This is a genomic window from Rhodococcus sp. NPDC004095 (assembly GCF_053604015.1).
The window spans coordinates 174,023-194,287 of the sequence record NZ_JBSGGS010000006.1; the positions used below are offsets into that span (position 1 = coordinate 174,023).

The 20,265-nt window shown below is 69.2% G+C and carries 21 protein-coding genes and 1 pseudogene; 9 read left to right on the forward strand and 13 right to left on the reverse strand.

What is annotated here, in order from left to right:
- The first annotated feature begins 126 nt into the window (after window positions 1–126).
- The 3 genes from ACWEPG_RS13845 to ACWEPG_RS13855 are packed head-to-tail and all read left to right on the forward strand — an operon-like array spanning window position 127 to window position 3,055.
- Window positions 127–882: a (Fe-S)-binding protein gene (locus ACWEPG_RS13845; protein ID WP_452594602.1), complete on the forward strand. Its 756-nt coding sequence runs from the start codon at window positions 127–129 to the stop codon at window positions 880–882.
- Complete coding sequence (locus ACWEPG_RS13850) at window positions 879–2,435, forward strand: LutB/LldF family L-lactate oxidation iron-sulfur protein (protein ID WP_450112525.1); 1,557 nt, start codon at window positions 879–881, stop codon at window positions 2,433–2,435. Before ACWEPG_RS13845 ends, ACWEPG_RS13850 begins: the two co-directional genes overlap by 4 nt.
- Window positions 2,432–3,055: a LutC/YkgG family protein gene (locus ACWEPG_RS13855; RefSeq protein ID WP_450112524.1), complete on the forward strand. Its 624-nt coding sequence runs from the start codon at window positions 2,432–2,434 to the stop codon at window positions 3,053–3,055. The genes ACWEPG_RS13850 and ACWEPG_RS13855 overlap by 4 nt, the downstream gene beginning before the upstream one ends.
- A gap of 59 nt (window positions 3,056–3,114) precedes the next feature.
- On the opposite strand, the gene ACWEPG_RS13860 is transcribed toward ACWEPG_RS13855, so the two are convergent.
- The 4 genes from ACWEPG_RS13860 to ACWEPG_RS13875 form a co-directional block, all read right to left on the reverse strand.
- Entirely contained in the window at window positions 3,115–4,029 is a 915-nt protein-coding gene (locus ACWEPG_RS13860; RefSeq protein WP_450112523.1) for a DUF5926 family protein, read from the reverse strand.
- A gap of 64 nt (window positions 4,030–4,093) precedes the next feature.
- The gene (locus ACWEPG_RS13865) at window positions 4,094–4,849 is read right to left on the reverse strand and encodes a glycerophosphodiester phosphodiesterase (protein WP_450112522.1); all 756 of its coding nucleotides are present in this window, start codon (window positions 4,847–4,849) and stop codon (window positions 4,094–4,096) included.
- On the reverse strand, window positions 4,846–5,751 hold the full coding sequence (locus ACWEPG_RS13870) for a DUF4328 domain-containing protein (protein WP_450112521.1): 906 nt from the start codon (window positions 5,749–5,751) through the stop codon (window positions 4,846–4,848). The genes ACWEPG_RS13865 and ACWEPG_RS13870 overlap by 4 nt, the downstream gene beginning before the upstream one ends.
- Entirely contained in the window at window positions 5,752–6,093 is a 342-nt protein-coding gene (locus ACWEPG_RS13875) for a rhodanese-like domain-containing protein (RefSeq protein WP_450112520.1), read from the reverse strand. It lies immediately after the preceding gene.
- A gap of 344 nt (window positions 6,094–6,437) precedes the next feature.
- Between ACWEPG_RS13875 and ACWEPG_RS13880 the strand changes: the two genes are divergently transcribed.
- Window positions 6,438–7,367, forward strand: coding sequence for an LLM class F420-dependent oxidoreductase (locus tag ACWEPG_RS13880; RefSeq protein ID WP_450112519.1), 930 nt, complete (start codon window positions 6,438–6,440; stop codon window positions 7,365–7,367).
- 86 nt (window positions 7,368–7,453) lie between these two features.
- Here ACWEPG_RS13880 and ACWEPG_RS13885 read toward each other — a convergent pair whose 3' ends face one another.
- The 3 genes from ACWEPG_RS13885 to ACWEPG_RS13895 form a co-directional block, all read right to left on the reverse strand.
- A complete protein-coding gene (locus tag ACWEPG_RS13885) occupies window positions 7,454–8,050 on the reverse strand; it encodes an Rv1733c family protein (protein WP_452594603.1) in 597 nt (198 codons plus the stop codon).
- A gap of 124 nt (window positions 8,051–8,174) precedes the next feature.
- Window positions 8,175–8,843, reverse strand: a complete 669-nt coding sequence (gene msrA, locus ACWEPG_RS13890) for a peptide-methionine (S)-S-oxide reductase MsrA (RefSeq protein WP_452594604.1) — start codon at window positions 8,841–8,843, stop codon at window positions 8,175–8,177.
- A gap of 9 nt (window positions 8,844–8,852) precedes the next feature.
- Window positions 8,853–10,001 (reverse strand): acyltransferase family protein, encoded by a 1,149-nt coding sequence (locus ACWEPG_RS13895; protein ID WP_450112650.1) that lies wholly within the window; start codon window positions 9,999–10,001, stop codon window positions 8,853–8,855.
- Window positions 10,002–10,216: 215 nt separating this feature from the next.
- On the opposite strand from ACWEPG_RS13895, the gene ACWEPG_RS13900 reads away from it, so the two are divergent.
- The 4 genes from ACWEPG_RS13900 (at window position 10,217) to ACWEPG_RS13915 (ending at window position 13,428) form a co-directional block, all read left to right on the forward strand.
- Window positions 10,217–10,840: a superoxide dismutase gene (locus ACWEPG_RS13900; protein WP_450112516.1), complete on the forward strand. Its 624-nt coding sequence runs from the start codon at window positions 10,217–10,219 to the stop codon at window positions 10,838–10,840.
- Window positions 10,841–10,962: 122 nt separating this feature from the next.
- Window positions 10,963–11,808, forward strand: a complete 846-nt coding sequence (locus ACWEPG_RS13905; RefSeq protein WP_452594605.1) for an SMP-30/gluconolactonase/LRE family protein — start codon at window positions 10,963–10,965, stop codon at window positions 11,806–11,808.
- Between the two features lie 109 nt (window positions 11,809–11,917).
- Window positions 11,918–12,445 (forward strand): peptidase, encoded by a 528-nt coding sequence (locus ACWEPG_RS13910; RefSeq protein ID WP_450112514.1) that lies wholly within the window; start codon window positions 11,918–11,920, stop codon window positions 12,443–12,445.
- Window positions 12,446–12,723: 278 nt separating this feature from the next.
- The gene (locus tag ACWEPG_RS13915; RefSeq protein WP_450112513.1) at window positions 12,724–13,428 is read left to right on the forward strand and encodes a TMEM165/GDT1 family protein; all 705 of its coding nucleotides are present in this window, start codon (window positions 12,724–12,726) and stop codon (window positions 13,426–13,428) included.
- A gap of 4 nt (window positions 13,429–13,432) precedes the next feature.
- On the opposite strand, the gene ACWEPG_RS13920 is transcribed toward ACWEPG_RS13915, so the two are convergent.
- On the reverse strand, window positions 13,433–14,080 hold the full coding sequence (locus ACWEPG_RS13920; RefSeq protein ID WP_452594606.1) for a hypothetical protein: 648 nt from the start codon (window positions 14,078–14,080) through the stop codon (window positions 13,433–13,435).
- Between the two features lie 494 nt (window positions 14,081–14,574).
- Here ACWEPG_RS13920 and ACWEPG_RS13925 point away from each other — a divergent pair.
- Window positions 14,575–15,098 (forward strand): annotated as a pseudogene (locus ACWEPG_RS13925) (TMEM165/GDT1 family protein); the annotation flags it as partial.
- Here the strand turns inward: ACWEPG_RS13925 and ACWEPG_RS13930 are convergent.
- The 5 genes from ACWEPG_RS13930 to ACWEPG_RS13950 form a co-directional block, all read right to left on the reverse strand.
- Complete coding sequence (locus tag ACWEPG_RS13930) at window positions 15,028–15,696, reverse strand: hypothetical protein (RefSeq protein WP_450112511.1); 669 nt, start codon at window positions 15,694–15,696, stop codon at window positions 15,028–15,030. The pseudogene ACWEPG_RS13925 and the gene ACWEPG_RS13930 sit on opposite strands and share 71 nt — an antisense overlap.
- A 336-nt stretch (window positions 15,697–16,032) precedes the next feature.
- Window positions 16,033–17,034, reverse strand: a complete 1,002-nt coding sequence (locus ACWEPG_RS13935; RefSeq protein ID WP_452594607.1) for a hypothetical protein — start codon at window positions 17,032–17,034, stop codon at window positions 16,033–16,035.
- A gap of 310 nt (window positions 17,035–17,344) precedes the next feature.
- The gene (locus ACWEPG_RS13940) at window positions 17,345–17,734 is read right to left on the reverse strand and encodes a hypothetical protein (protein ID WP_452594608.1); all 390 of its coding nucleotides are present in this window, start codon (window positions 17,732–17,734) and stop codon (window positions 17,345–17,347) included.
- A 1,095-nt stretch (window positions 17,735–18,829) separates the two neighbouring features.
- Window positions 18,830–19,435, reverse strand: a complete 606-nt coding sequence (locus tag ACWEPG_RS13945; RefSeq protein ID WP_450112508.1) for an ankyrin repeat domain-containing protein — start codon at window positions 19,433–19,435, stop codon at window positions 18,830–18,832.
- Window positions 19,436–19,599: 164 nt separating this feature from the next.
- Window positions 19,600–20,187, reverse strand: coding sequence for a GlcG/HbpS family heme-binding protein (locus ACWEPG_RS13950; RefSeq protein WP_450112507.1), 588 nt, complete (start codon window positions 20,185–20,187; stop codon window positions 19,600–19,602).
- Window positions 20,188–20,265: the final 78 nt, after the last annotated feature.

Below are 20,265 nucleotides of genomic sequence, written 5' to 3' on the forward strand. Positions count from 1 at the left end.
CACAGCAAGGTACACCATGACCCCGGTCACAATCGAGACCTGAGCCGAGTTCGGAGCGAATCTTGCGAAATCGCGCTGACCGTGGGTTACTGTGGTCTGACCACATCGACGATTGCGGAGATCCACATGCGAATCGCGCTGTTCGCGACCTGCATCGGGGACACGATGTTCCCGAACGCGGCCAAGGCCACCGCCCTGCTCCTGACCCGGCTCGGGCACGACGTGGTGTTCCCGCCCGGCCAGACCTGCTGCGGGCAGATGCACGTCAACACCGGCTACCAGCCGGACGCACTGCCGCTGGTGACGAACTACGCCGACGAGTTCGGGGACGCGTCCTTCGACGCGGTCGTCGCCCCGTCAGGATCCTGCGTCGGCTCGGTCCGGCACCAGCACGAGATCGTTGCCGCCCGCTACGGCTCGACCGCGCTGCGCGAGCGGGTGGAGACGGTCAAGACCAAGACCTACGAGCTGTCCGAACTGCTGGTCGACGTCCTCGGCGTGACCGACGTCGGCGCCTGGTTCCCGCACCGGGTCACCTACCACCCCACCTGCCACTCACTGCGGATGCTGCGGGTCGGCGACAAGCCGCTGCGGCTGCTGCGCGCGGTGCGCGACATCGACCTCGTCGAACTGCCGGAAGCCGACTCCTGCTGCGGATTCGGCGGCACCTTCGCGATCAAGAACGCCGAGACTTCCACCGCGATGCTCGCCGACAAGATCCGCAACGTCGCGGCCACGGGCGCCGAATCCCTGTGCGCCGGTGACTCGTCCTGCCTGATGCACATCGGCGGCGGCATGTCGCGGCTGCAGATGGGCACCCGCACCATCCATCTCGCCGAGATCCTGGCGTCCGTCGAACCGAAGGAGGTGACCCCGGCATGAGCTCCACCGCCAACCTCGGAGACTCGGGCCGACGCGTCGGACTCGGACTGCCCGCCGTCCCACCCCGCGCCCCGCAGGGCGTCGGGTTCCTGCGTGGCACCGAGCCGTTCCCGAAGGCCGCACACCACGAACTCGCCAATGCGCAACTGCGCCGAAACATCGGCAAGGCCACCCACACCATCCGGGCCAAGCGACTGAAGGTCACCGGCGAGCTCCCGGACTGGGAGGCATTGCGCGACAGCGGCTCCGCGATCAAGACCGAGGTGATGAACCGGCTGCCGGAGCTGCTCGAGCAGCTCGAGGCCGCGGTCGTGGCGCGCGGCGGCGTCGTGCACTGGGCCGCGGACGCGGTCGAGGCGAACGCCATCGTCACCGACCTGATCCGTGCGACCGGCTCGACCGAGGTCATCAAGGTCAAGTCGATGGCCACCCAGGAGATCGAGCTCAACGAGCACCTCGAGACGCAGGGCATCACCGCCTACGAGACCGATCTCGCGGAGCTGATCGTCCAGCTCGGCCACGACAAGCCCTCGCACATCCTCGTGCCCGCCATCCACCGCAACCGGTCGGAGATCCGCGAGATCTTCCTGCGCGAGATGGCCGACGTCGACCCCGACCTCGATTCCGAGCCCGCGCATCTCGCGGCCGCGGCACGGAAGTTCCTGCGGCACAAGTTCATGACGGTTCCCGTCGCGGTGTCGGGTGCGAACTTCGGGATCGCCGAGACCGGCACCCTCGGCGTCGTCGAATCCGAGGGCAACGGGCGCATGTGCCTGACCATGCCGCAGACGCTGATCACCGTGATGGGCATCGAGAAGGTGCTCCCCCGGTTCGCCGACCTGGAGGTGTTCCTGCAACTGCTGCCCCGCTCGTCGACGGGTGAGCGGATGAACCCGTACACGTCGATGTGGACGGGCGTCACCCCCGGTGACGGACCGCAGTCGTTCCACCTGGTGCTGCTCGACAACGGCCGCACCGCCGCCCTGGCCGACGAGATCGGCAGGCAGGCGCTGCACTGCATCCGCTGCTCGGCCTGCCTGAACGTGTGCCCCGTGTACGAACGCACCGGCGGGCACGCCTACGGCTCCACCTATCCCGGGCCTATCGGAGCGGTGCTCACCCCGCAGCTGGCCGGGATGGACGCCCCCGACGACCCGAACGCCACCCTGCCGTTCGCGTCCAGCCTGTGCGGCGCCTGCTTCGACGCGTGCCCGGTCAAGATCGACATCCCGTCGCTGCTGGTCGAACTGCGGCACCAGAAGGTGGAGAAGGCCGGCATGACGGTAGAGCGGGTCGCGATGAAGGCGGCGTCCGTCGCGATGAGCTCCCCGCGGCGATTCACGTTGGCGCAGAAGGCCGCCGGACTCGGCCGGTTGGCCGCCGGGAAGAAGGGCAGGATCTCGACACTGCCGCCGCCGCTGAACGGATGGACCGCGGCCCGTGACATCCCGGCACCGCCGAAGCAGACGTTCCGGCAGTGGTGGGAGTCCGAGGAGGGCCGCGCCGCGATCGCCGACGCGAGCCCGAACGCACGGCCGGAGGCGGACCGATGAGCGCGCGGGAGACCATCCTGGCGCGGATCCGGGACGCGCAGACACTGGCCCCGCCTGCGCCACAGCAGGTTCCGCGCGAGTACCGGACCGGCCGCACGATGCCCGACGCCGAGCGAATCGACCTGCTGGTGGACCGGCTCGTCGACTACAAGGCGCACGTGCACCGCTGCACCCCGGCCGAGCTGCCCGGCACAGTCGCGCAGGTACTGGACGGGATCGGTGCAGGCCGCGTCGGAGTGCCTGCCGGACTGGACGATTCGTGGCTCACGGGATTCTCGGGCGAGGTGGTCGTGGACTCCTCGGACGTCCCGGCTCCGCAGCTGTCGGGCCTCGACGCAGTCCTGACGGCGTCCACCGTCACCTGCGCGGAGACCGGCACGATCTTCCTCGACGGCAGCGCCGACCAGGGCCGGCGCGCGCTGACCCTGGTGCCGGACGTGCACGTATGCGTGGTCCCGGCGGACAGCGTCGAAGTCGGGGTGCCGGAGGCGCTGGCCCGGCTGGTGCCCGAGCGGCCGACGACGATGATCAGCGGACCGTCCGCCACCTCCGACATCGAGCTCGAACGGGTCGAGGGCGTGCACGGCCCCCGCAACCTGCACGTCGTGATCGTCGAATAGGCGCTGCGCGCCCGTGAGTCCTTCTGGCCCCCAAAAGGACTCACGGGCGGCGGAGCCGCCTATCGCAGCGTGACCTGGCGGCCGCGCAGGCCGTCGCGCGCGCGGCGCTCGTCGGAGTTCAGGGGCGCGTCGACGGCGAGGGCCTGGGCCAGGCGGTCACCGAGCTCCGCGGTCGCGGCCGCCCACTCCTGGGCATGCTTCTCGGGATCGAGGTCGAACACCGGCACCAGCAGGCCGTGCGTGCGGAACGACCCGGCGTAGCGGGACCCCTCACCGAGGTGCAGGCCACCGGCGGCGTGCACGCGGGCCAGCGCCAGCATCAACTGGTCCTCGTCCTCGGGCCGCACCCACCGCAGGTGCGCCTTCTCGCCGGCGTCCACCCACCACGCGGCGACGACGCCGTCCGCCTCCAAGCGCGCCGACGGCATGATCACCGAGTTCGCCTGCTCGACGGTCGCCGCGACCTCCGGCGCCGGGGTGACACCCTCCGGGATCCACCAGTTGAAGTCCTGGTGGACGGTGATGTCCAGCGCCGCGGCCGGGTCGATCACGTCGGCCAGGCGCGGCCCGTCCGGCTGCGGGTTCGCCGCGGTCAGCGACTCACCCGGCGTCGCCGCCTGTGCCCACGCGGCGGCCGTGCCCAGGTCGGCCGCCAGGTCCGGGGACTGCACCTGCACCTGCAGGCCGACGAAGCCGGTTGCGGCGTTCTCCTCGTCGCGAACGAGGGCCGCGACCGCACCGGGCAGCACCGTCGCGACGACGACCGGGCGCTCGCCCGACGACATCGGCAGCGGCGCCGTCGCGGACGGGACGAACTCGCGCAGCGCGATCAGGTCGCACTCGGCCGCGAGGCCCTCGAACGGACGCGGCACCGCGGTCGACGCGGTGGCCTCCTGCGCGGCACGCCGCTCGGCGAGCTTGGCGGCGCGGTTGCTTCCCGGCTTCGGACCACTGTTTCTTTTGCTCTTACCCACGTCGGGAAACCTACACGCACCGGGCGCGTCCACGAGTCGACCTGCGTTTCCCGGGGGCCGGTGATCAGCCCGCCAGCCAGGCCTTGGTGCGCCCCGGGTGGTTCGTCGCGACCCACCCGACGCCGAGGTCGCGGCACAGTTCGACGTCGTCGCGCTCGTCCACCGTCCAGCAATACGTGGCACGGCCCGCCGCGGCGGCCCGGTCGACGATCTCGGGGTGCTCGCGCAGCGTCCGGATCGACGGGCCCACCGCAGTCGCGCCGACGGTGGTCGCGGCGCCACCGCCGAGGTACCGGGACGACTCCCCGAGCAGCACCGTCGGCAGCAGCGGCGCCGCCCGCCGGATCCGCCACACCGCGGCCGCCGAGAACGACATCACCACCGCCCGGGAATGGTCCGCGGAGGCGGGGGCGGACAGCCCGAAACGGGAGAGTTCGGCGAGTACCTTGCTCTCGACGAGACCGCCGTAGCGGACGGGATGCTTGGTCTCGATGAACAGTTTGGTCGGCGCGGGGTGGTCGAGGACGAGGGTGATCAGTTCCGCGAGGGTGAGCACCTGCTCCCCGTTGCCGCCGAACTCCAGCGTCGACAGGTGCTGGAGGGTCATCTCACTGACCACGCCCGACCCCGACGAGGTGCGGTCGACGGTGCGGTCGTGCACGCACACCAGGTGCCCGTCCCGGGTCAGCCGGACATCGCACTCGAGCCCGTCCGCGCCCTGCGCCAGCGCGAGTTCGTAGGCGGCGAGGGTGTGTTCGGGTCGGGCGGCGGACGCTCCGCGGTGCGCGACGACGAGTGGTCCCCTCCGGTCCGGGCTCATGCCGCCACCCACCGGGTCCCGGTTCGCGGCCGACCCCCGAGGTCGAGACCGTCGATGCGCCGCGTCACCATCAGCGTCAGGACCGCGACCGCGGCCGCCACCAGATTCACCAGCACCGCCAGCAGGACGCCGTTCGCCCGGGCCTGCAGCGAGTCGTGGGAGCGCCACGCGACGCTGACGATCAACAGGACGCCGCCGAGCGCCCACGTCGCCCACCACACCCGCACCAGCGACCGGATCCGGGTTTCCGCGGAGGCGAGCTCGGTCAGGAACACCCCCGGCCACACCAGGTTCACCACCGGCACCAGGCAGCCGAACGCGATCGCCGAGGGCGAGCGCGGATCGGTGCGTCCGAGCCGTCCCCAGGCGGACCGGCGGGCACCGAGCAGCCAGGCGACCGCGGCGGCCGCGGCGGCGAACGCCACCAGCGGCGCCATCACACCGGCCGTGAAGACGAGTCCGTCGGAGATCGCGAGCAGCGTGGGCGAGATCAGCGTGGTCCGGTTGCGCAGCAACAGGACATAGCGCAGCAGTTCCACCGCCGCCCCGGCCAGGAACAGCACGGCGGCGGCAACGAGCAGGGTCGGGGCGAGTTCGGCGAGCCGCTCGGTGCGGCTGGGCGCCGTCTCGGTCTCTGCCGGCTCCGGGTCCAGCAGACCCCACCTCGGCACCTGCTGGTAGGACGGCGTGCGGTCGGCGATCGTCGCGCGGTCCGAGGCCGGTGGCCGGGCGCCCTCGGGTCGGCGGGCCACCCACCGGAAGTTGCGGCGCGAGGGCGGTTCCGGTCGTCCGGGCCGCGTCGGCGAGAGCAGCACGCCGCGGCATCCCGGGCACCACTGGGCGGGCGCGCCCACGACGGGCCAGCGGGCGGCGCAGCGGACACAGACCTGGACGGCGCTCATCTAGTAGATCTTCGCCGCCCTGTCGTCGTCCGCGACCAGCGGTCGACCGGACTTCTGCCAGGCCACCATTCCGCCGGTGACGCTGAACGCGTCGAACCCGGCGTCGTTGAGGTACTCGACGACCGCGACCGACCGGCCACCGGACCGGCACACCACGTAGACCTCGGCGTCGATGTCGATCTCGTCCCGCCGGGCGGGCACGTCGACCATCGGAATGTGCAGGGCGTCCGGCGCATGACCGTCCGCCCACTCGTCGTCCTCCCGGATGTCGAGCAGCACCGATCCGGCGTCCGGCACCGGCACCTCCGAGACGGGGATCGAGGGAACGTCACCGAAGCTCACAACTCGATAGTGTCACGTCCCGCTCGGCGCGGCAGCGGAGCACCTCGCACAGGTGGCGCGGAACCGCCGAAGGCCCCCCAACGGTCGCCGTGACGGCGTACGGGGCGGCGTCCGCGCGATTCCCCAACCGCTCGGTCGCGGGTTGATCCCCAGGGAGAATTCCACAGCCTATGGATGGCCCCGGCCGTGTTTTCCACAGCGAATCCGGCCGAAGAGCGACATTTTGTGACACGCACCACAGTTTATGCACCGGGTTATCCACAGTTTCCACAACCCAGTCCACAGATAGTGCACAACGCTACGAGTGGAGCGGGCCGATCGGTGATGGGGCACAGTTGACAGTCATGGAACTGCGAATCTTCACCGAACCACAGCAGGGCGCGACCTACGAACAGTTGCTCCGCGTCGCGCAGGCCGCCGAACAGGCCGGCTACGGCGCGTTCTTCCGTTCCGACCACTACCTCGCGATGAACACCGAGGGCCTGCCGGGTCCCACGGATGCGTGGATCACGCTCGCCGGCATCGCCCGCGAGACGTCGACCATCCGGCTCGGCACCCTCGTCACCTCCGCGACCTTCCGTCACCCCGGACCGTTGGCGATCTCCGTGGCGCAGGTCGACGCGATGAGCGGCGGCCGCGTCGACCTCGGCATCGGCGCCGGCTGGTACGAGGAGGAGCACCTCGCCTACGGCATCCCGTTCCCCCCGCTCAAGGAGCGTTTCGACCGACTCGAGGACACCCTCGCCGTGATCACCGGCATGTGGAAGACGCCGCTCGGTGAGACCTTCTCCTACGACGGCGCCCACCACCGCGTGCTCGACTCCCCCGCGCTGCCGAAGCCGCACCAGCACCCCGGGCCGCCGATCCTGATCGGTGGCAACGGCCGCAAGCGCACCCCCGCACTCACGGCGCGCTACGCCGACGAGTTCAACCTGCCGTTCGGTTCGCTGGAGGCGACGGCGACCCAGTTCGACCGGGTCCGCGAGGCATGCCGCGCGATCGATCGGGATCCCGCCGACCTGGTGTACTCCAACGCGCTGGTGCTGTGCTGCGGCCGTGACGACGCCGAGATCGCACGGCGCGCCGCCGCGATCGGCCGCGAGGTCGACGAGCTCCGCACGAACGGTCTCGCCGGATCGCCCGCCGAGATCGTCGACAAGATCGGCCGCTACGGCGAACTCGGGACCTCCCGGGTCTACCTGCAGACCCTCGACCTCGACGACCTCGACCACCTGGACCTGGTCGCGTCGGAGGTCATGCCGCAGCTGGGCTGACCCCGGGTTCTCCCGAATGGCCCATTCGTTCACTCAGACCGAACGAATGGGCCATTCGGGAACCGGTGGATGGGGACGCAGGCCGGTCAGTGCGAGGTCGCGGATCCCAGGAAGGCGCTGATCTGCCGGCTCCACTCCCGCTCGCGGTACCGGTTCAGTGCTGCGCGGGCGCCGAGGAAGCCGCAGGCGGCGATCAGCATGGTCGACGTCCAGGTGAACACGCCGACGATGATGCCGCCGGTGGTCGCCGCGGTCGCGGTGATCGGTGCGCCGGAAAGGTTGCCGTCGCCGTTGACCCAGATGGTCAGCTCGGTGCCGGCGCGGGCCCCCTGGTCGACGGGCACCTCCGCGCGGTGCTCCCCGCCGGCCGCCACCCACCGGGCGGGGGCGGAGTCGGCACTGACCGGCACACCGTCCGTGGGCAACGACCGGGTGGTCGCGTCGGCGACGGTGGTCGCGGTGACCTGGCGGTAGTCCCGCGCCTGCTGTTCGGCGAGGGCGGACTGGCTGTCACCGGCGAGGTTGCCGAGCCACACGGACAGCGGAATCAGGACGACGGCCAACAGGATCAACCCGACCGCGAGAAGGCCCTCTAGGCGGTCGAAGCGCCGCCGCAACGGATCGTGACCTCGGCGCAGCGACCGCCGCATCAGTGCGGCATAGCCGAACGCGTCCCGCCACATCGCCCGCCCCCGTCCTGGTCGCCCGTTCAGGTCCCTCGTTCCAGAGTCGACCCGGTCTCGAACAAGATCAAGTCATCGAGGACGCCATCACATGTGAGGTGGGTCACTGTCATGGCGCGCCGTGTCAGGCGTCGAGCCCGACCGGGCAGCTCACGCCGGTCGCGTGCACCGGGCAGTAGCCGCCGGGATTCTTCGACAGGTACTGCTGGTGGTAGGCCTCGGCGTAGAAGAAGGTGCCCAGCGGGGCGATCTCGGTGGTGACCTCGCCGTAGCCGGCGGCGGCCAGCCGCGTGCCGAACGCCGCGGCCGTGCCGCGCGCCGTCTCGGCCTGCGCGGCGTCGACTGTGTAGATCGCCGAGCGGTACTGGGTGCCCCGGTCGTTGCCCTGGCGCATCCCCTGCGTCGGATCGTGGTTCTCCCAGAACTGTTGCAGCACTCCGGCGTACGTGATCACCTTCGGATCGAAGACGACGAGGACCACCTCGGTGTGCCCGGTGCGGCCGGAGCACACCTCCTCGTAGGTGGGGTTCGGGGTGAAGCCGCCGGCGTATCCGACGGCGGTGCTGTACACGCCGTCCAGTTGCCAGAACTCCTTCTCCGCACCCCAGAAGCACCCCATCCCCACGACCGCGGTCTGCAACCCCTCCGGGAACGGTGGGGTGAGGGTGTGCCCGTTCACGTGATGGGCGACCGGCACCCGCATCGGATTGGGCCGGCCGGGCAGCGCCTGATCGGCGGTGATCAGCACGGACTTCGCGGCGAACTGACGGAGAATGTCGTCGAACCAGGACATGCCCCGATGCTACGCGCGGTCCGCACCGTCGGATTCGGCTCGCACGGCCTGTGCCGGGGCGGGTTTCGGTGCGCCGACGCGGGAGGCCACCGATCCGACCCACCGCCCGGCGGGGACCTCCACCGCCCGGTAGAGCAGCTCGGCCGCGGCGGCGGTGACGGCCAGGAACACGAGGACGGCGCCGGTCTTGCCGAACAGTCCGACGGTCCAGTCGTAGGCGCGGTAGAGGATCAGGGTGTGCAGCAGATAGATGGCGTAGCTGCGGGTGCCGGTCCACCGGATCACCGACCAGCGCGCGATCGGGCCGTCGTGGCGGGCCAGCGTCAGCACCGCGACGGCGACGACCGCGATCGTCCACAGGTACCGGTCACCGGCCCAGTAGGCGCGGAGGTCGGTGGCCAGGAGAACCACCTCGACCTGCGCGAGGGCCGCGACGACCAGCCAGCGCCAGCTCGCCATGCCGGTCCACGCCATGTAGATGATCTGGCCGATGAACACGGCAGGGAGGGTGGCGGCCACCTTGGTGAGCATCGGCACCGAATACGGCTGCGGGACGTACTGGTTGTAGAGGAGCACCGCGCAGCACAGCACGGCGCCCAGGACCGGGACGGCGGCCGGCGCGACGCGCAGCAGCGGCCGCGTCGCGACGCTGTACAGGTAGAAGATGATCTGCACGACCAGCGTCCACGTCACCCCGAGCACCGCGACCTCGGGCTTGAGGAAGAAGCCGCCGAGCACGAAGCTGAGCGCGGCCTGCCCGTTCGTCACGCCGTCCTGCCCGCTGAACATGCCGTTGATCCCGAGCTTGACCAGCAGAACCGCCAGCGCGATCGCGATCCACAACGCGGGCAGCAGCCGGCCGATCCGGTTGACCAGGAACATGCCCGGATGGTTGCGGGCGGCGGACGCCGTCAGCAGGAGCCCGGTGAGCATCATGAACACCGCGACGCCGAGGAACGACAGGTGCTGGTGCAGTCGCAGCCCCTTGACGAACAGGTCGTAGACGCCGTCGATCAGCCACCAACCGGTGCCGAGATCGTCGATCAGGTAGTACGAGATGTGCGAGTACAGGACCGCCAGCACCGCGAGGGTCCGCAGCAGATCGGCACCGCCGAAGTGCAGTCGCCGGGCCGCGTCAGCGGTGCCGACCCCGCGCATGGCGGGTTCGACGGTCGGCTCGGGCACCACCCGATATTAAGGTTCCGTTCACCCTGGAGACGAATTCCGTGCGGTCCCAGGCTGCGGCGACACGGCCGGGCGCGTGACGGCAAATATTGCGGACGGTGTACCAATGAGCTTGGGTTAGAGCCCGAGCAAGGATCAAAAGAAGGTACACGCCGGGCGTAACCCGCGCCCGTAAGGAAGGGACCGAAGTGTCTGTCTACACGCTGCCTGAACTGCCCTACGACTACGCCGCCCTCGAGCCGCACATCTCCGGCAAGATCATGGAGCTGCACCACGACAAGCACCACGCCGCGTACGTCGCCGGCGCCAACACCGCCCTCGAGAAGCTCGCCGAGCTCCGTGAGGCCGACGCCCTCGCCCCCGTGGTGAACCTGCACGAGAAGAACCTCGCCTTCCACCTCGGTGGCCACACCAACCACACGGTCTTCTGGAACAACCTGTCCCCGAATGGTGGCGACAAGCCGGAGGGCGAGCTGGCCGCCGCGATCGACGACCAGTTCGGCAGCTTCGACGCGTTCCGCAGCCACTTCTCGGCCAACGCCAACGCCATCCAGGGCTCCGGCTGGTCCATCCTGGCCTGGGACTCGATCGGTCAGCGGCTGATCATCGTCCAGCTGTACGACCAGCAGGGCAACATCTCCATCGGCCTGACCCCGCTGCTCATGCTCGACATGTGGGAGCACGCCTTCTACCTCGACTACCAGAACGTCAAGGGCGACTACGTCAAGGCATTCTGGAACATCGTGAACTGGGCGGACGTCGCCGCGCGCTTCGAGAAGGCCCGCACCGCCACCGCCGGTCTGATCGCCTGACCTGCGACTACGCATCGCGCGGCGACGCCGCACCCGTCTCCCGGGTGTGGCGTCGCCGCGTTTCCGGGGAGCATCCGGGTTCGGGGGGTCGCATTCGCCGCCCACGGTCGTATCGTGAAGTGGTGACCGTGACGATGGACACACTCGTCGACGGGCTCGCCTTCCCGGTGGGCGCGCAGTGGCACGCAGGTCACCTCTGGTTCTCGGATCACTTCTCGGGCACGGTGCTGGCGTTCGACCCCGTCACCGGCGCCCTGAACACGGTCGCCGAAGTCCCCGGACTGCCCGCCGGGCTGGGATTCCTGCCGGACGGGCGCCTGCTGATCGCCTCCAGCCACGACCAACTGTTGCTGCGCCGCGAGGTCGACGGCGCCGTGATCGTGCACGCCGACCTCGCAGGCGTCACCACCCGCCGCCTCGCCGACATCCAGGTGGGCCCCGACGGTCGCGCGTACGTCGGCAGCCGCGGCGACGACGACGCGCCCGCGTCGACCGCCGACCTGGCGATGGTCGAACCCGACGGCACGGTGCACGACGTCGCGTGCTCGCTGACCTGCACCGGCGGCATGGTGGTCAGCGCGGACGGCGCCACCCTGACCGTCGCGGAGAGTCGCGCGGTCCCGCCTCGGCTCACGGCGTTCACGATTGCGCCGGACGGCAGCCTGGAGCAGCAGCGGGTGTTCGCCGAGTTCGACGAGGCCGCGCAGCCGGAGGGGCTCGCGATCGACGCCGAGGACGGCATCTGGGTGGTCTCCCCGAGCACCGGCGAGGTAGTGCGGTTCGACGCCGACGGATCTGTCACCGAGCGACTGACCGTGCACGGTCCGTACTCCGTCGCATTGGGCGGCGACGACGGCCGCGACCTGTTCGTCTGTACCGCCCGCACCGCCGTCCCGGAGGACGCGGCCCGGGACCTCGCGGGTGCGGTGCTCCGGCTCCGGGTCGGCGTCCCGGGACGCGGTTTCTGACCGGCCTCCTGGCACTCGACCCGAGTTGTCTGCCAGCCGTTTTGGGCGCATCCTTGAGGTATCCGCCGGCAGCGTCGCCGGGACGCGCGACCATGGTCAGGAGGCGGGCATGAGCAGAAGCGAATACATCGGGGTCTCCCCGTTCCACGCCGCGGGCGCACTGCGCGGGTTCGTCATCTCCGGCCGCTGGCCGGACACCACCAAGGAGTGGGCACAGCTGCTGGTCCTCGCCGTCCGGGTCGCCTCGCTGCCCGGGTTGCTGTCCACCTCAACGGTTTTCGGCGCCCGCGAGGAACTCCCGGAGGACCCCCAGCCCGGCACCGTCGGCCTGGTGCTCGCCGAGGGGCCCGTCATCGGCGAATCTGCCGTCACGCCAGGCTGTTTCGCGGAGCGTCAACCGCCCGCGCTGATGATGCTGCATCCGCCGTCCGAGACGGTGCCGTCGCTGCCGGAGTGCGTGGGCGCCGCGTCCGGCTGCGTGCTGCTGCCCGGACTCCCCTATCTCGGCCTCGACCATCGGGCCGCGTGGGTGGAGACCGAGGCCGACGGCACGGTCACCTCGATGGTCAGCCGCGTGAGCCTGGACCCGAACAGCGACCCCGACACCGCGATTTTGGCGATGCTGCTGGCCGCCTGACCGACCCCGAAATTTCAAAGTTCGGGTTCCCAAACTTGTTGCCGCGCTTGGCAAATTAGCCATACCTGGGTAGTCTTTCGGTCAGCGAAGGGGAGTAGCCCCCAATCGAGCAGTCGACATACTGGCCAGACCCTCGGCCGTTTTGAACGACACGGGTCCGCCCGGCTGCCCGAACCGGTTTCCGCCGGTGGGCGAGACCTTCGGTCGTCGACGCACCCGCGTCGGGGACCGGAGGAGCGTCCCCAACATCCTCCGAGAAGTCGAACGGAGGAGTTCACGTGCTTGCCGCCCTGCTGCTGAGTTTCGGTGTCATCTTCGTCGCCGAGCTCGGCGACAAGTCCCAGCTGATGGCGATGACCTTCGCGTTGCGCTACCGGTGGTGGGTGGTGATCGGCGGCATCACCGTTGCCACCACGGTCGTGCACCTCGTCTCGGTCGGTGTCGGCCACTACCTCGGCGTCGCGATCCCCACGAACCTGATCAGCATCATCGGCGGCCTGGCGTTCGTGTTCTTCGCGGCGTGGACGTTGCGCGGCGACAGCCTCACCGACGAGGAACAGAGCAAGGCGGGCCGCGTCGGCACCTCCGCGTTCCTGGCGGTCGCGTCGGCGTTCTTCCTCGCCGAACTCGGCGACAAGACGATGCTCGCAACCATCACCCTCGCCGCCGACAACGACTGGGTCGGCGTGTGGATCGGCTCCACGATCGGCATGGTCGCCGCCGACGCCCTCGCCATCGTCGTCGGCGCCGTGCTCGGCAAGCATCTGCCCGAACGGTTCATCCAGCTCGCCGCCGCGACCCTGTTCCTGGTGTTCGGCGTCATGCTGCTGCTCGACGGCCTGTTCCCCGGCAACCCCGCCGGCCCGATCGCCGCGGCATCCATCCTCCTGGCCGCGGTGGCGGCGGGCATCGTGCGCTGGGCGCGCTCGCGGAACGCCCGCCCCGAACCGGTCGAGGAGCCCCGCGAGCCCCTCGACCGGTAACCCGTCAGGAGCCAGTGCTGCCCGTCCCACCGTTGTCGGCGTCGGAGCGGATGTCGTCGCTCATGATCCATCCCTGGACCGTGGGAACTTCGGTGCCCGTGGCGGTCATTCCGGTGGTTCCCTGGAAGTCCTCGTCGGGCGCCCGGTAGGTGAAGGTGACGGACACGCTGCTGCTTTCGAACCTGCCGGCGTCGTATCCCGGAGGGATCGCCCAGCCCCCGGCAGGCGCCATGACCGTGACGTCTCCGGAGACAGGGTCGACCACGGTCGTGAAGTCCTCCAACTTCTCGTGGACAGGGGCGCCGGAGTCGGTTGGCGTCCCCCGGGCCGCAGTGACCCCAATCAACTCGAAGCCCTTCGGTACGTGGTGGGTGAAGCTCGTCACGTCGACATCCGCTGCGGGATCATCGTAGGCGGCTTCCACGCCTCGGACGCCGACGTGGAACTGGACCTCGGCACCCGGAGCAGCAACCTTGTGCCCGCCGTAATAGAAGTTGTGGTCGCCGACAATTTTCGACCTCAGGAACGAATCTTCGTAACAGTAGGGCCGCGCGTCGCCCAAGCCATCCTGACCGGGGACGCACTGGGGCGCCACGTTCTGCCAAATCTCGTCCATCCACGACGGCAACCCGACCGCGGTGCCCGCACCCATCACCGCACCACCCGTGGCAATCGTCAGCGCTGCAAGCACCGACCCACCCGCTCGCACGAAACTTCCTACCATCGACACGATCTCCCTCCGAAGCAAGAGACAGACGAGCCCGATACCCGCCCCACCCCCGAAAGCGCGCCTGAGATTACCGCCCGATCCCGGCGCACACATCAGGTTTCACGAGCCGGTTCTGCGCAGGTCAGAGCGTTAAACACGGGACTGTCCGGTCGATGGTCGGGGCGGCGAACTGTCCGGAATCGGGGTAGGTCACCGAGCCGCTGTACTCGCCGACAGGTGTCGCAGAATCGGTTGCGTCCGTGTGACCTGAACGCACAGCTGGTCCCACTGGCTACCGTGAGATCAGGGGCGCAACTCCATACTCCGGCCCCTTCCGTCGCTATCATGCTGCGGCAGTTCGATATTCCCTGATCAGGTCATGACACAAACCGAGAACGGTTCCTGCCTACGCGAGCCGATGCTCCTCGATCGGCGTGCTGAAACCCGTTCCGTTCAGGCGGCGCTACCGGTGGTGGGTGGTGATCGGCGGCCTCGCGTTCGCGTTCTTCGCGACGTGGACGTTGCGCGGCGACAGCCTCACCGACGAGGAACAGAGCAAGGCGGGCCGCGTCGGCACCTCCGCACTTCTTGCCGTCGCCTCCGCGTTCTTCCTTGCCGACTTGGCGGCAAGACGATCACCCTCGCCGCCGACAACGACTGGGTCGGCGTGTGGATCGGCTCCGCGATCGGCATGGTCGCCGACGACGCACTGGCCATCGTGGTCGGCGGGGTCCTCGGTAGGCGCCTGACCGAACGTCTTCATCCAATGAGGCTCCGCGACACTGTTTCTCGTGTTCGGCGTGACGATGCTCCTCGACGGACTGTCCCCGGAAGCCCGGCAGAACCGATCGCCGCCCCCTCGATCCTCGCGGTCGCCGTCACCGCGGGTCCTACGCCCCGTAACCCCCCTGTCCCTCGGCGGCGCTGCCGGAGCTACCGAAAGGGTCTAGATCAGGCGTGACCTGGGTGACCCCCGACGCCACCCAACCCGAATCCGGCACCCCGGTACCGCTGAATCGAAGCGCGGTCTCTCCGTCGGTGACGTACTCGGTTGCCACGTAGGTCAACTCCATGTTGATCTCGTCCGAGCGCCATCCCCAGGCGGTCTGCGAGGCCGGGAGGTCCATCGACCCCGTGGCAGCCGTCACTGTCACATCGGCCGTCTCGGGATCGACGGTGTACGTCAGGTCAAGTGGGGTCGTGGTCCAAACCCCTGAAGCCCCTGAAGCCCCTGAAAGTGAAGCTTTTCCGCCCTTGAACTCGAATCCTCGTGGGGTACGGATGGTGGCGCTTGCAAGCTCCAAGCCTGACTGCGGATCAGCCAGTTCCCCGAGTTTGGTTATCGAGAAGTACGCCCTCACAACGGCTTCTTCGCCGCGGAGCACCTGTTCACGTCCGGTGAGTGCCGCTTGAAAGTTCTCGACAGAAGCCCGATCCTCAAAACGAAGATCGTCGCATAGCATACCCCCAGTCCAGGCCCAGTCCTGGTCGGTGAAGGGTTCACACGCTCCCACCGTCCAAGTCCCACTGCCGAGGCCGGCATCCTCCAGCCCGAACACGAGTGACCCCACAAGTGGGGTCAAGCCCAGATCCAGGGACTGAGCTCCCGCAGTGCCCGCACTCACCGCCCCACTTGCGACGATCGCCAACGCCGCGAGCACCGCCCCGCCTGCACGCACCAAATGTCCTGCCATCGACACGATCTCCCTCCACAGGGAGCCAACGGGCCTTATGCCCGCCCCAACACCCCCCGACCGCGCCGAAGGGTATCGGATGAAACCGAGCACCGCCGTGAAATCGCAATGCTTCTTTGCGCAGGTCAATGCGTTAAACACGCCTGAATCGGAGGGTGCCGGACTGCGGTCGGGGAGCTCCCCCTCGACCGCAGACAGCCGTCAGGAGCCGGAGCTGCCGAAGAGCCTGGAACTACCGACGGTGCTCCCGGAATTGATGGTGCTGACGAGTTCAGGAACGACCTGAGTCTTTCCTGTCAGAACCCAATCGGACTCAGGGGTCCCCGTGCTGCTGAAGCGCACAGCGGCCTCCCCTTGGCTGACGTACTCGGTTGCTTCGTAGTTCAGCACCACCGTGACCGATCCGGTCCTGAATCGGCCGTCGGAGTTCTGGTAGCTGGGTATCGCCCACCCGCCCGCCGGGGCCGTGGCGGTGACGTCGCCGGTGGCCGGGTCGACGGCAAATGTCGCGTCGAGCATTTGGGCCAAACCGGCTTTCACCTCCCCACCGGTGAACACGAAGCCGCGCGGGGTTCGGACTGTCGCGCTCGCGACCTGCAGATCCGGCTGCTGATCCAGGAGGCCACGATAGCGTCCGTCCGCCCAGAAGCTCGTCTCCATCTGGGCGGTGTCACCACGATCCAGTTCCCTGGTTCCCTTGAACTCCACGCCGATGTCCCCGACGACCGCTCGGCTGCTGAACCGCCCATCGTCACACGGCATGTTGTCCTGCGAGATCGGTGGGCAGGGAGGAAATCCGATGACGGTGAAGTCAAAAAGAAGATCCCCGACCGACCCTTGGAACCCTTCTTCCGACGACTGCGCACCCGCGGAACCCACCCCGGCCAACGCACCACCCGCGACAATCGCCAACGCCGCCAGCACCGCCCCGCCCGCCCGCACAATCCGACCCACCATCGACACGATCTCCCTCCGCGCCGGGAAGCCGACGAGCCCGATACCCGCGCGCACACCCCCCGACAGCGCCCAAGAGTATGGGCTGAAGCGCGACGCCAACGCAGAATCGAGTTGCGACTTTACACAGGTCAAAGCGTTAAACGCCGCATCGGTGGATCGCCATTCACCAGGCGCGTGCCGCGACGCCGCCGCCCTTTCGGTTTCAGAATGACCGCAGTGCTGGCCCTCGCGGTCGGTGTCATGCACTGGGCGCGTCGCAGCTCCACTTTGACCGAGCCGGATTCATCGGTGGTCGGTGACCGAGATCCGATCTGGTATCCCGCGCAAGGCACGCACCGGGTTCTGCCAGATCTCGTCGGCCGAGCACCGGTGGCCTCGACAACTCGAGGCCGGCGGTGGCGTTCAGGAGCCGGAACTGCCGGACGATCCGCAGCCGGACACGGCGGTACCGGTCGTCGCCGATGGGCCGGTGATCGGCGAATCAGACCTCACCCCTTGGTTCTTCGGACACGGGTGCGGTCTCACCGGACCGCACCCGGCCCGAACACCCGCAGCTCTACGCGGGTTCACCTTCGGCCCGCTGACTGCTGCCAGACCAGTCCATAACGTCAAACCAGCTGGGCACAAGCAGCGTGTTGGTGGCCCCCTTGAGCACCCACCCCGAATCAGGCACCCCGCTGCCACTGAACCGCAACGCGGTCTCCGCAGCGGTCAGTGAGAGCCCGCCCGCCCGATAGGTCAACTCCATGTTGACGTTGCCTGTCCAACCACCACCGGGGGCCGCGACCGTGACATCCCCGGTCGCGGGATCGACCGTGAAGGTCGCCTCGACCTCCGTGCCGTTCAGCTTGACCGTCCCGCCCTTGAACTCGAAGCCGTGCGGGGTACGGACGGTCGCACTCGAGAGCTCGACACCGGCCTTGCGAGCCCTGAAACCTGCTCGCACCGCATGGTTCTCACCAGAATACACACGCTCACGTCCCGAGAGCCACACATCGAAGTCCCCCACCGGCGCGTACGCCTCGAATCGGAGATCGTCACAGAGTGCCTGAGGAAGCTCGTCCTCGTCGGTGAATGGCTTACACACCGGCGCTCCGGCGGTTGAACCCGGATCCACGGAGAACGCCCCCGCGCCACCCCCACCGGCGACCACACCACCCGCGGCCATCGCCAACACCGCAAGCGCCGCACCACCCGCACGCGCCACACGACCCACCATCACGATCTCCCTCTGCGCCGGAAGCCGGTCGGCCCAGTGCCCCCCCGCGCCCCGATCGCCCGCACACCGTAGAGGATGGTACGGACGGACCGGAACGAAACCGATCAGATTCACACCCACCAGCCGAAGCACTAAACGCTTACACCGCAACGATCAGCGACCAGCCGCTGCACGAACCTCACAGCCAACGATCGCACTTGTTGGGCTACTTGGGTTTTACTGGACGATCGCAGGTACCGTCGAATCGGTCTCATCCGCGTTCCTCCTCGCGAGTTCGGCGACAAGACCGCACTACCGGTCGAGGAGACTCACGAAACCTCGACCGGTAGGCGGCTGGCGCGTGCTCCGACGCCCCGTAGCCGCCGTCACCGCGATCGAGACTGCCGGAGAACCCTCCGAGGTCAGGCAGACCCGCGGGTGGGACCTGTTGCCACCCAACCCGAGTCCGGCACCCCGGTACCACTGAATCGAAGCGAGGTTTCCCCGTCACCGACGAACTCGGTTGCCACGTAGGTCAGCTCCATGCGGACGGCACCTGAGAAGAATTCCGAGGCACTCTGCCCGGTGGGGAGGTGCATCGAGCCCGAGGAAGCCGTGACCGTCACATCATCCGTCTCGGGATCGACGGTGAACACGCACCGCGCGTCCTGCCATTGACACGCTCTCCCGCCGCGGCGGGAAGCCGACTGAGCCCGATGCTGGCCCCATCCCCGACGGCCCCGCAGGACAGGCGATCGCACCGGCGCGTCACCGCGAAATCGCACCGACGACTTTGCGCAGGTCACAGCGTTAGGCACCAAATCTCAACCAACGCTGCGTTCGTCACCTGTCGCCGCGGGCGCGGAGCAACGCCGCCACTTCGTGCTGGCCCCGCTGCAGCGCGTTCTGGAGAGCGGTGCGGTCCTGCGCGTCGCGGACGGACGGTTCCGCGCCTGCGTCGAGCAGCTGCCCGACGACATCGACGTACCGCGCCGACCCGTCGCCGTAGACGATCGCCTCGTGCAGCGCCGTCCAACCCGGGTCGTTGACGTGGTTCACCGGCACACCCGCCCGGATGAGCGTCCGCACGGTTTCGACATGCCCGTGCTCGGCTGCCGGGATCAGCGCCGTTCCGCCGAAACGGTTGAGGCTCCGCACATCCGCGCCGTGGGCGAGGGTGAGGGCGAGGATCTCGTTCAGGCCCTCGGCGCCGGCGTAGAGGAACGCCGAATCCTGCATGCTGTCCTTGGCGTTCACGTCGGCACCCGCCTCGATCAACGCAGTGGCCGCGGCGACCGCGTTCCCCTTCGTCGCCGCGACCAGCGGAGTCCGGTCGCCCTCTCCCCGGGCCTCGAGGTCGGCGCCGCGAATCAACGCCTCGCGCACCGCATCCGCATCGTTCGTCCGGGCGGCGGCGAACAACGCGTCCTCGAGCTCGCGCGTCGACACCGGTGGGGCTCCGCCCGTCGCGGCGGGCGGGGCCGGGGTCTCGGGCGGTGCGGTCTCGACATTCGAAACAGCTGCGGGAGAGTCACCCTCGATGGGAATCCCGCTTCCGCACGCACTCACGGTCAGGGCCGCGGCCGTCAGGACCGCGGCCGCGACCCCGGACCTCACTTCAGGCTTCCCGCGATCGCGGCGAGACCCGCTGCGGCACAGGCCTGGTCGGCGTTGCCGTCGGGTGCACCGCCGACCCCGATGCCGGCGATCGAGGCGTTGCCCACCTTCACCGTGACCCCGCCGGGCAGGAACAGGGTGCCCGGCAGGTCGGCGACGGTCGGGCCGTCGCCCTTCGCGCGGCCGGCGAGGTCGCTGGTGTTCGCGCCGAACGCCGCAGCCGTGTAGCCCTTGGCCCGCGACGCCTCGACGGTGTGCTGGGCGGCGTTGTCGCCGCGGAGCATCGCCTGCACGTTGCCGGCACGATCCACCACGGACACGGTGACGAAGCCGAGGCCGTCGGCCTGGCACTTGGCCAGCGCGGCCTGCGCGGCGCGACCGGCCGTGGCCACCGACAGCCGGTTCGCACTCACCGTGCCCGCGTCACCGTCGGCCTGCTGCTGCGACACCACCGCGGCGGGGGTCATCTCGGTGGTCGGCGCCGCGGCGGCGTCCTCGGGCGCACCGCAGGCCGTCGCGGCGAGCAGGGCCACCGCGGGCACGGTGATGGCAAGGGCACGGGGCAGGCGGCGGGAGACGGTCATCGTCGAACCTTTCGTCGGGTGGTGAATCGATCGATTCGAGCCTCGCCCCGGAACCCCCGGTTCGGCATCGCCCGCCCG

Coding starts and splice junctions, on each gene's coding strand:
- ACWEPG_RS13865 (WP_450112522.1), bottom strand. CDS start 4,849: ATGAGCCCGGACCGGAGGGGACCACTCGTCGTCGCGCACCGCGGAGCG.
- ACWEPG_RS13895 (WP_450112650.1), bottom strand. CDS start 10,001: ATGCGCGGGGTCGGCACCGCTGACGCGGCCCGGCGACTGCACTTCGGC.
- ACWEPG_RS13885 (WP_452594603.1), bottom strand. CDS start 8,050: ATGTGGCGGGACGCGTTCGGCTATGCCGCACTGATGCGGCGGTCGCTG.
- ACWEPG_RS13920 (WP_452594606.1), bottom strand. CDS start 14,080: ATGGGTGCGGGCACCGCGGTCGGGTTGCCGTCGTGGATGGACGAGATT.
- ACWEPG_RS13845 (WP_452594602.1), top strand. CDS start 127: ATGCGAATCGCGCTGTTCGCGACCTGCATCGGGGACACGATGTTCCCG.
- ACWEPG_RS13855 (WP_450112524.1), top strand. CDS start 2,432: ATGAGCGCGCGGGAGACCATCCTGGCGCGGATCCGGGACGCGCAGACA.
- ACWEPG_RS13910 (WP_450112514.1), top strand. CDS start 11,918: ATGAGCAGAAGCGAATACATCGGGGTCTCCCCGTTCCACGCCGCGGGC.
- ACWEPG_RS13850 (WP_450112525.1), top strand. CDS start 879: ATGAGCTCCACCGCCAACCTCGGAGACTCGGGCCGACGCGTCGGACTC.
- ACWEPG_RS13870 (WP_450112521.1), bottom strand. CDS start 5,751: ATGAGCGCCGTCCAGGTCTGTGTCCGCTGCGCCGCCCGCTGGCCCGTC.
- ACWEPG_RS13950 (WP_450112507.1), bottom strand. CDS start 20,187: ATGACCGTCTCCCGCCGCCTGCCCCGTGCCCTTGCCATCACCGTGCCC.
- msrA (WP_452594604.1), bottom strand. CDS start 8,843: ATGTCCTGGTTCGACGACATTCTCCGTCAGTTCGCCGCGAAGTCCGTG.
- ACWEPG_RS13880 (WP_450112519.1), top strand. CDS start 6,438: ATGGAACTGCGAATCTTCACCGAACCACAGCAGGGCGCGACCTACGAA.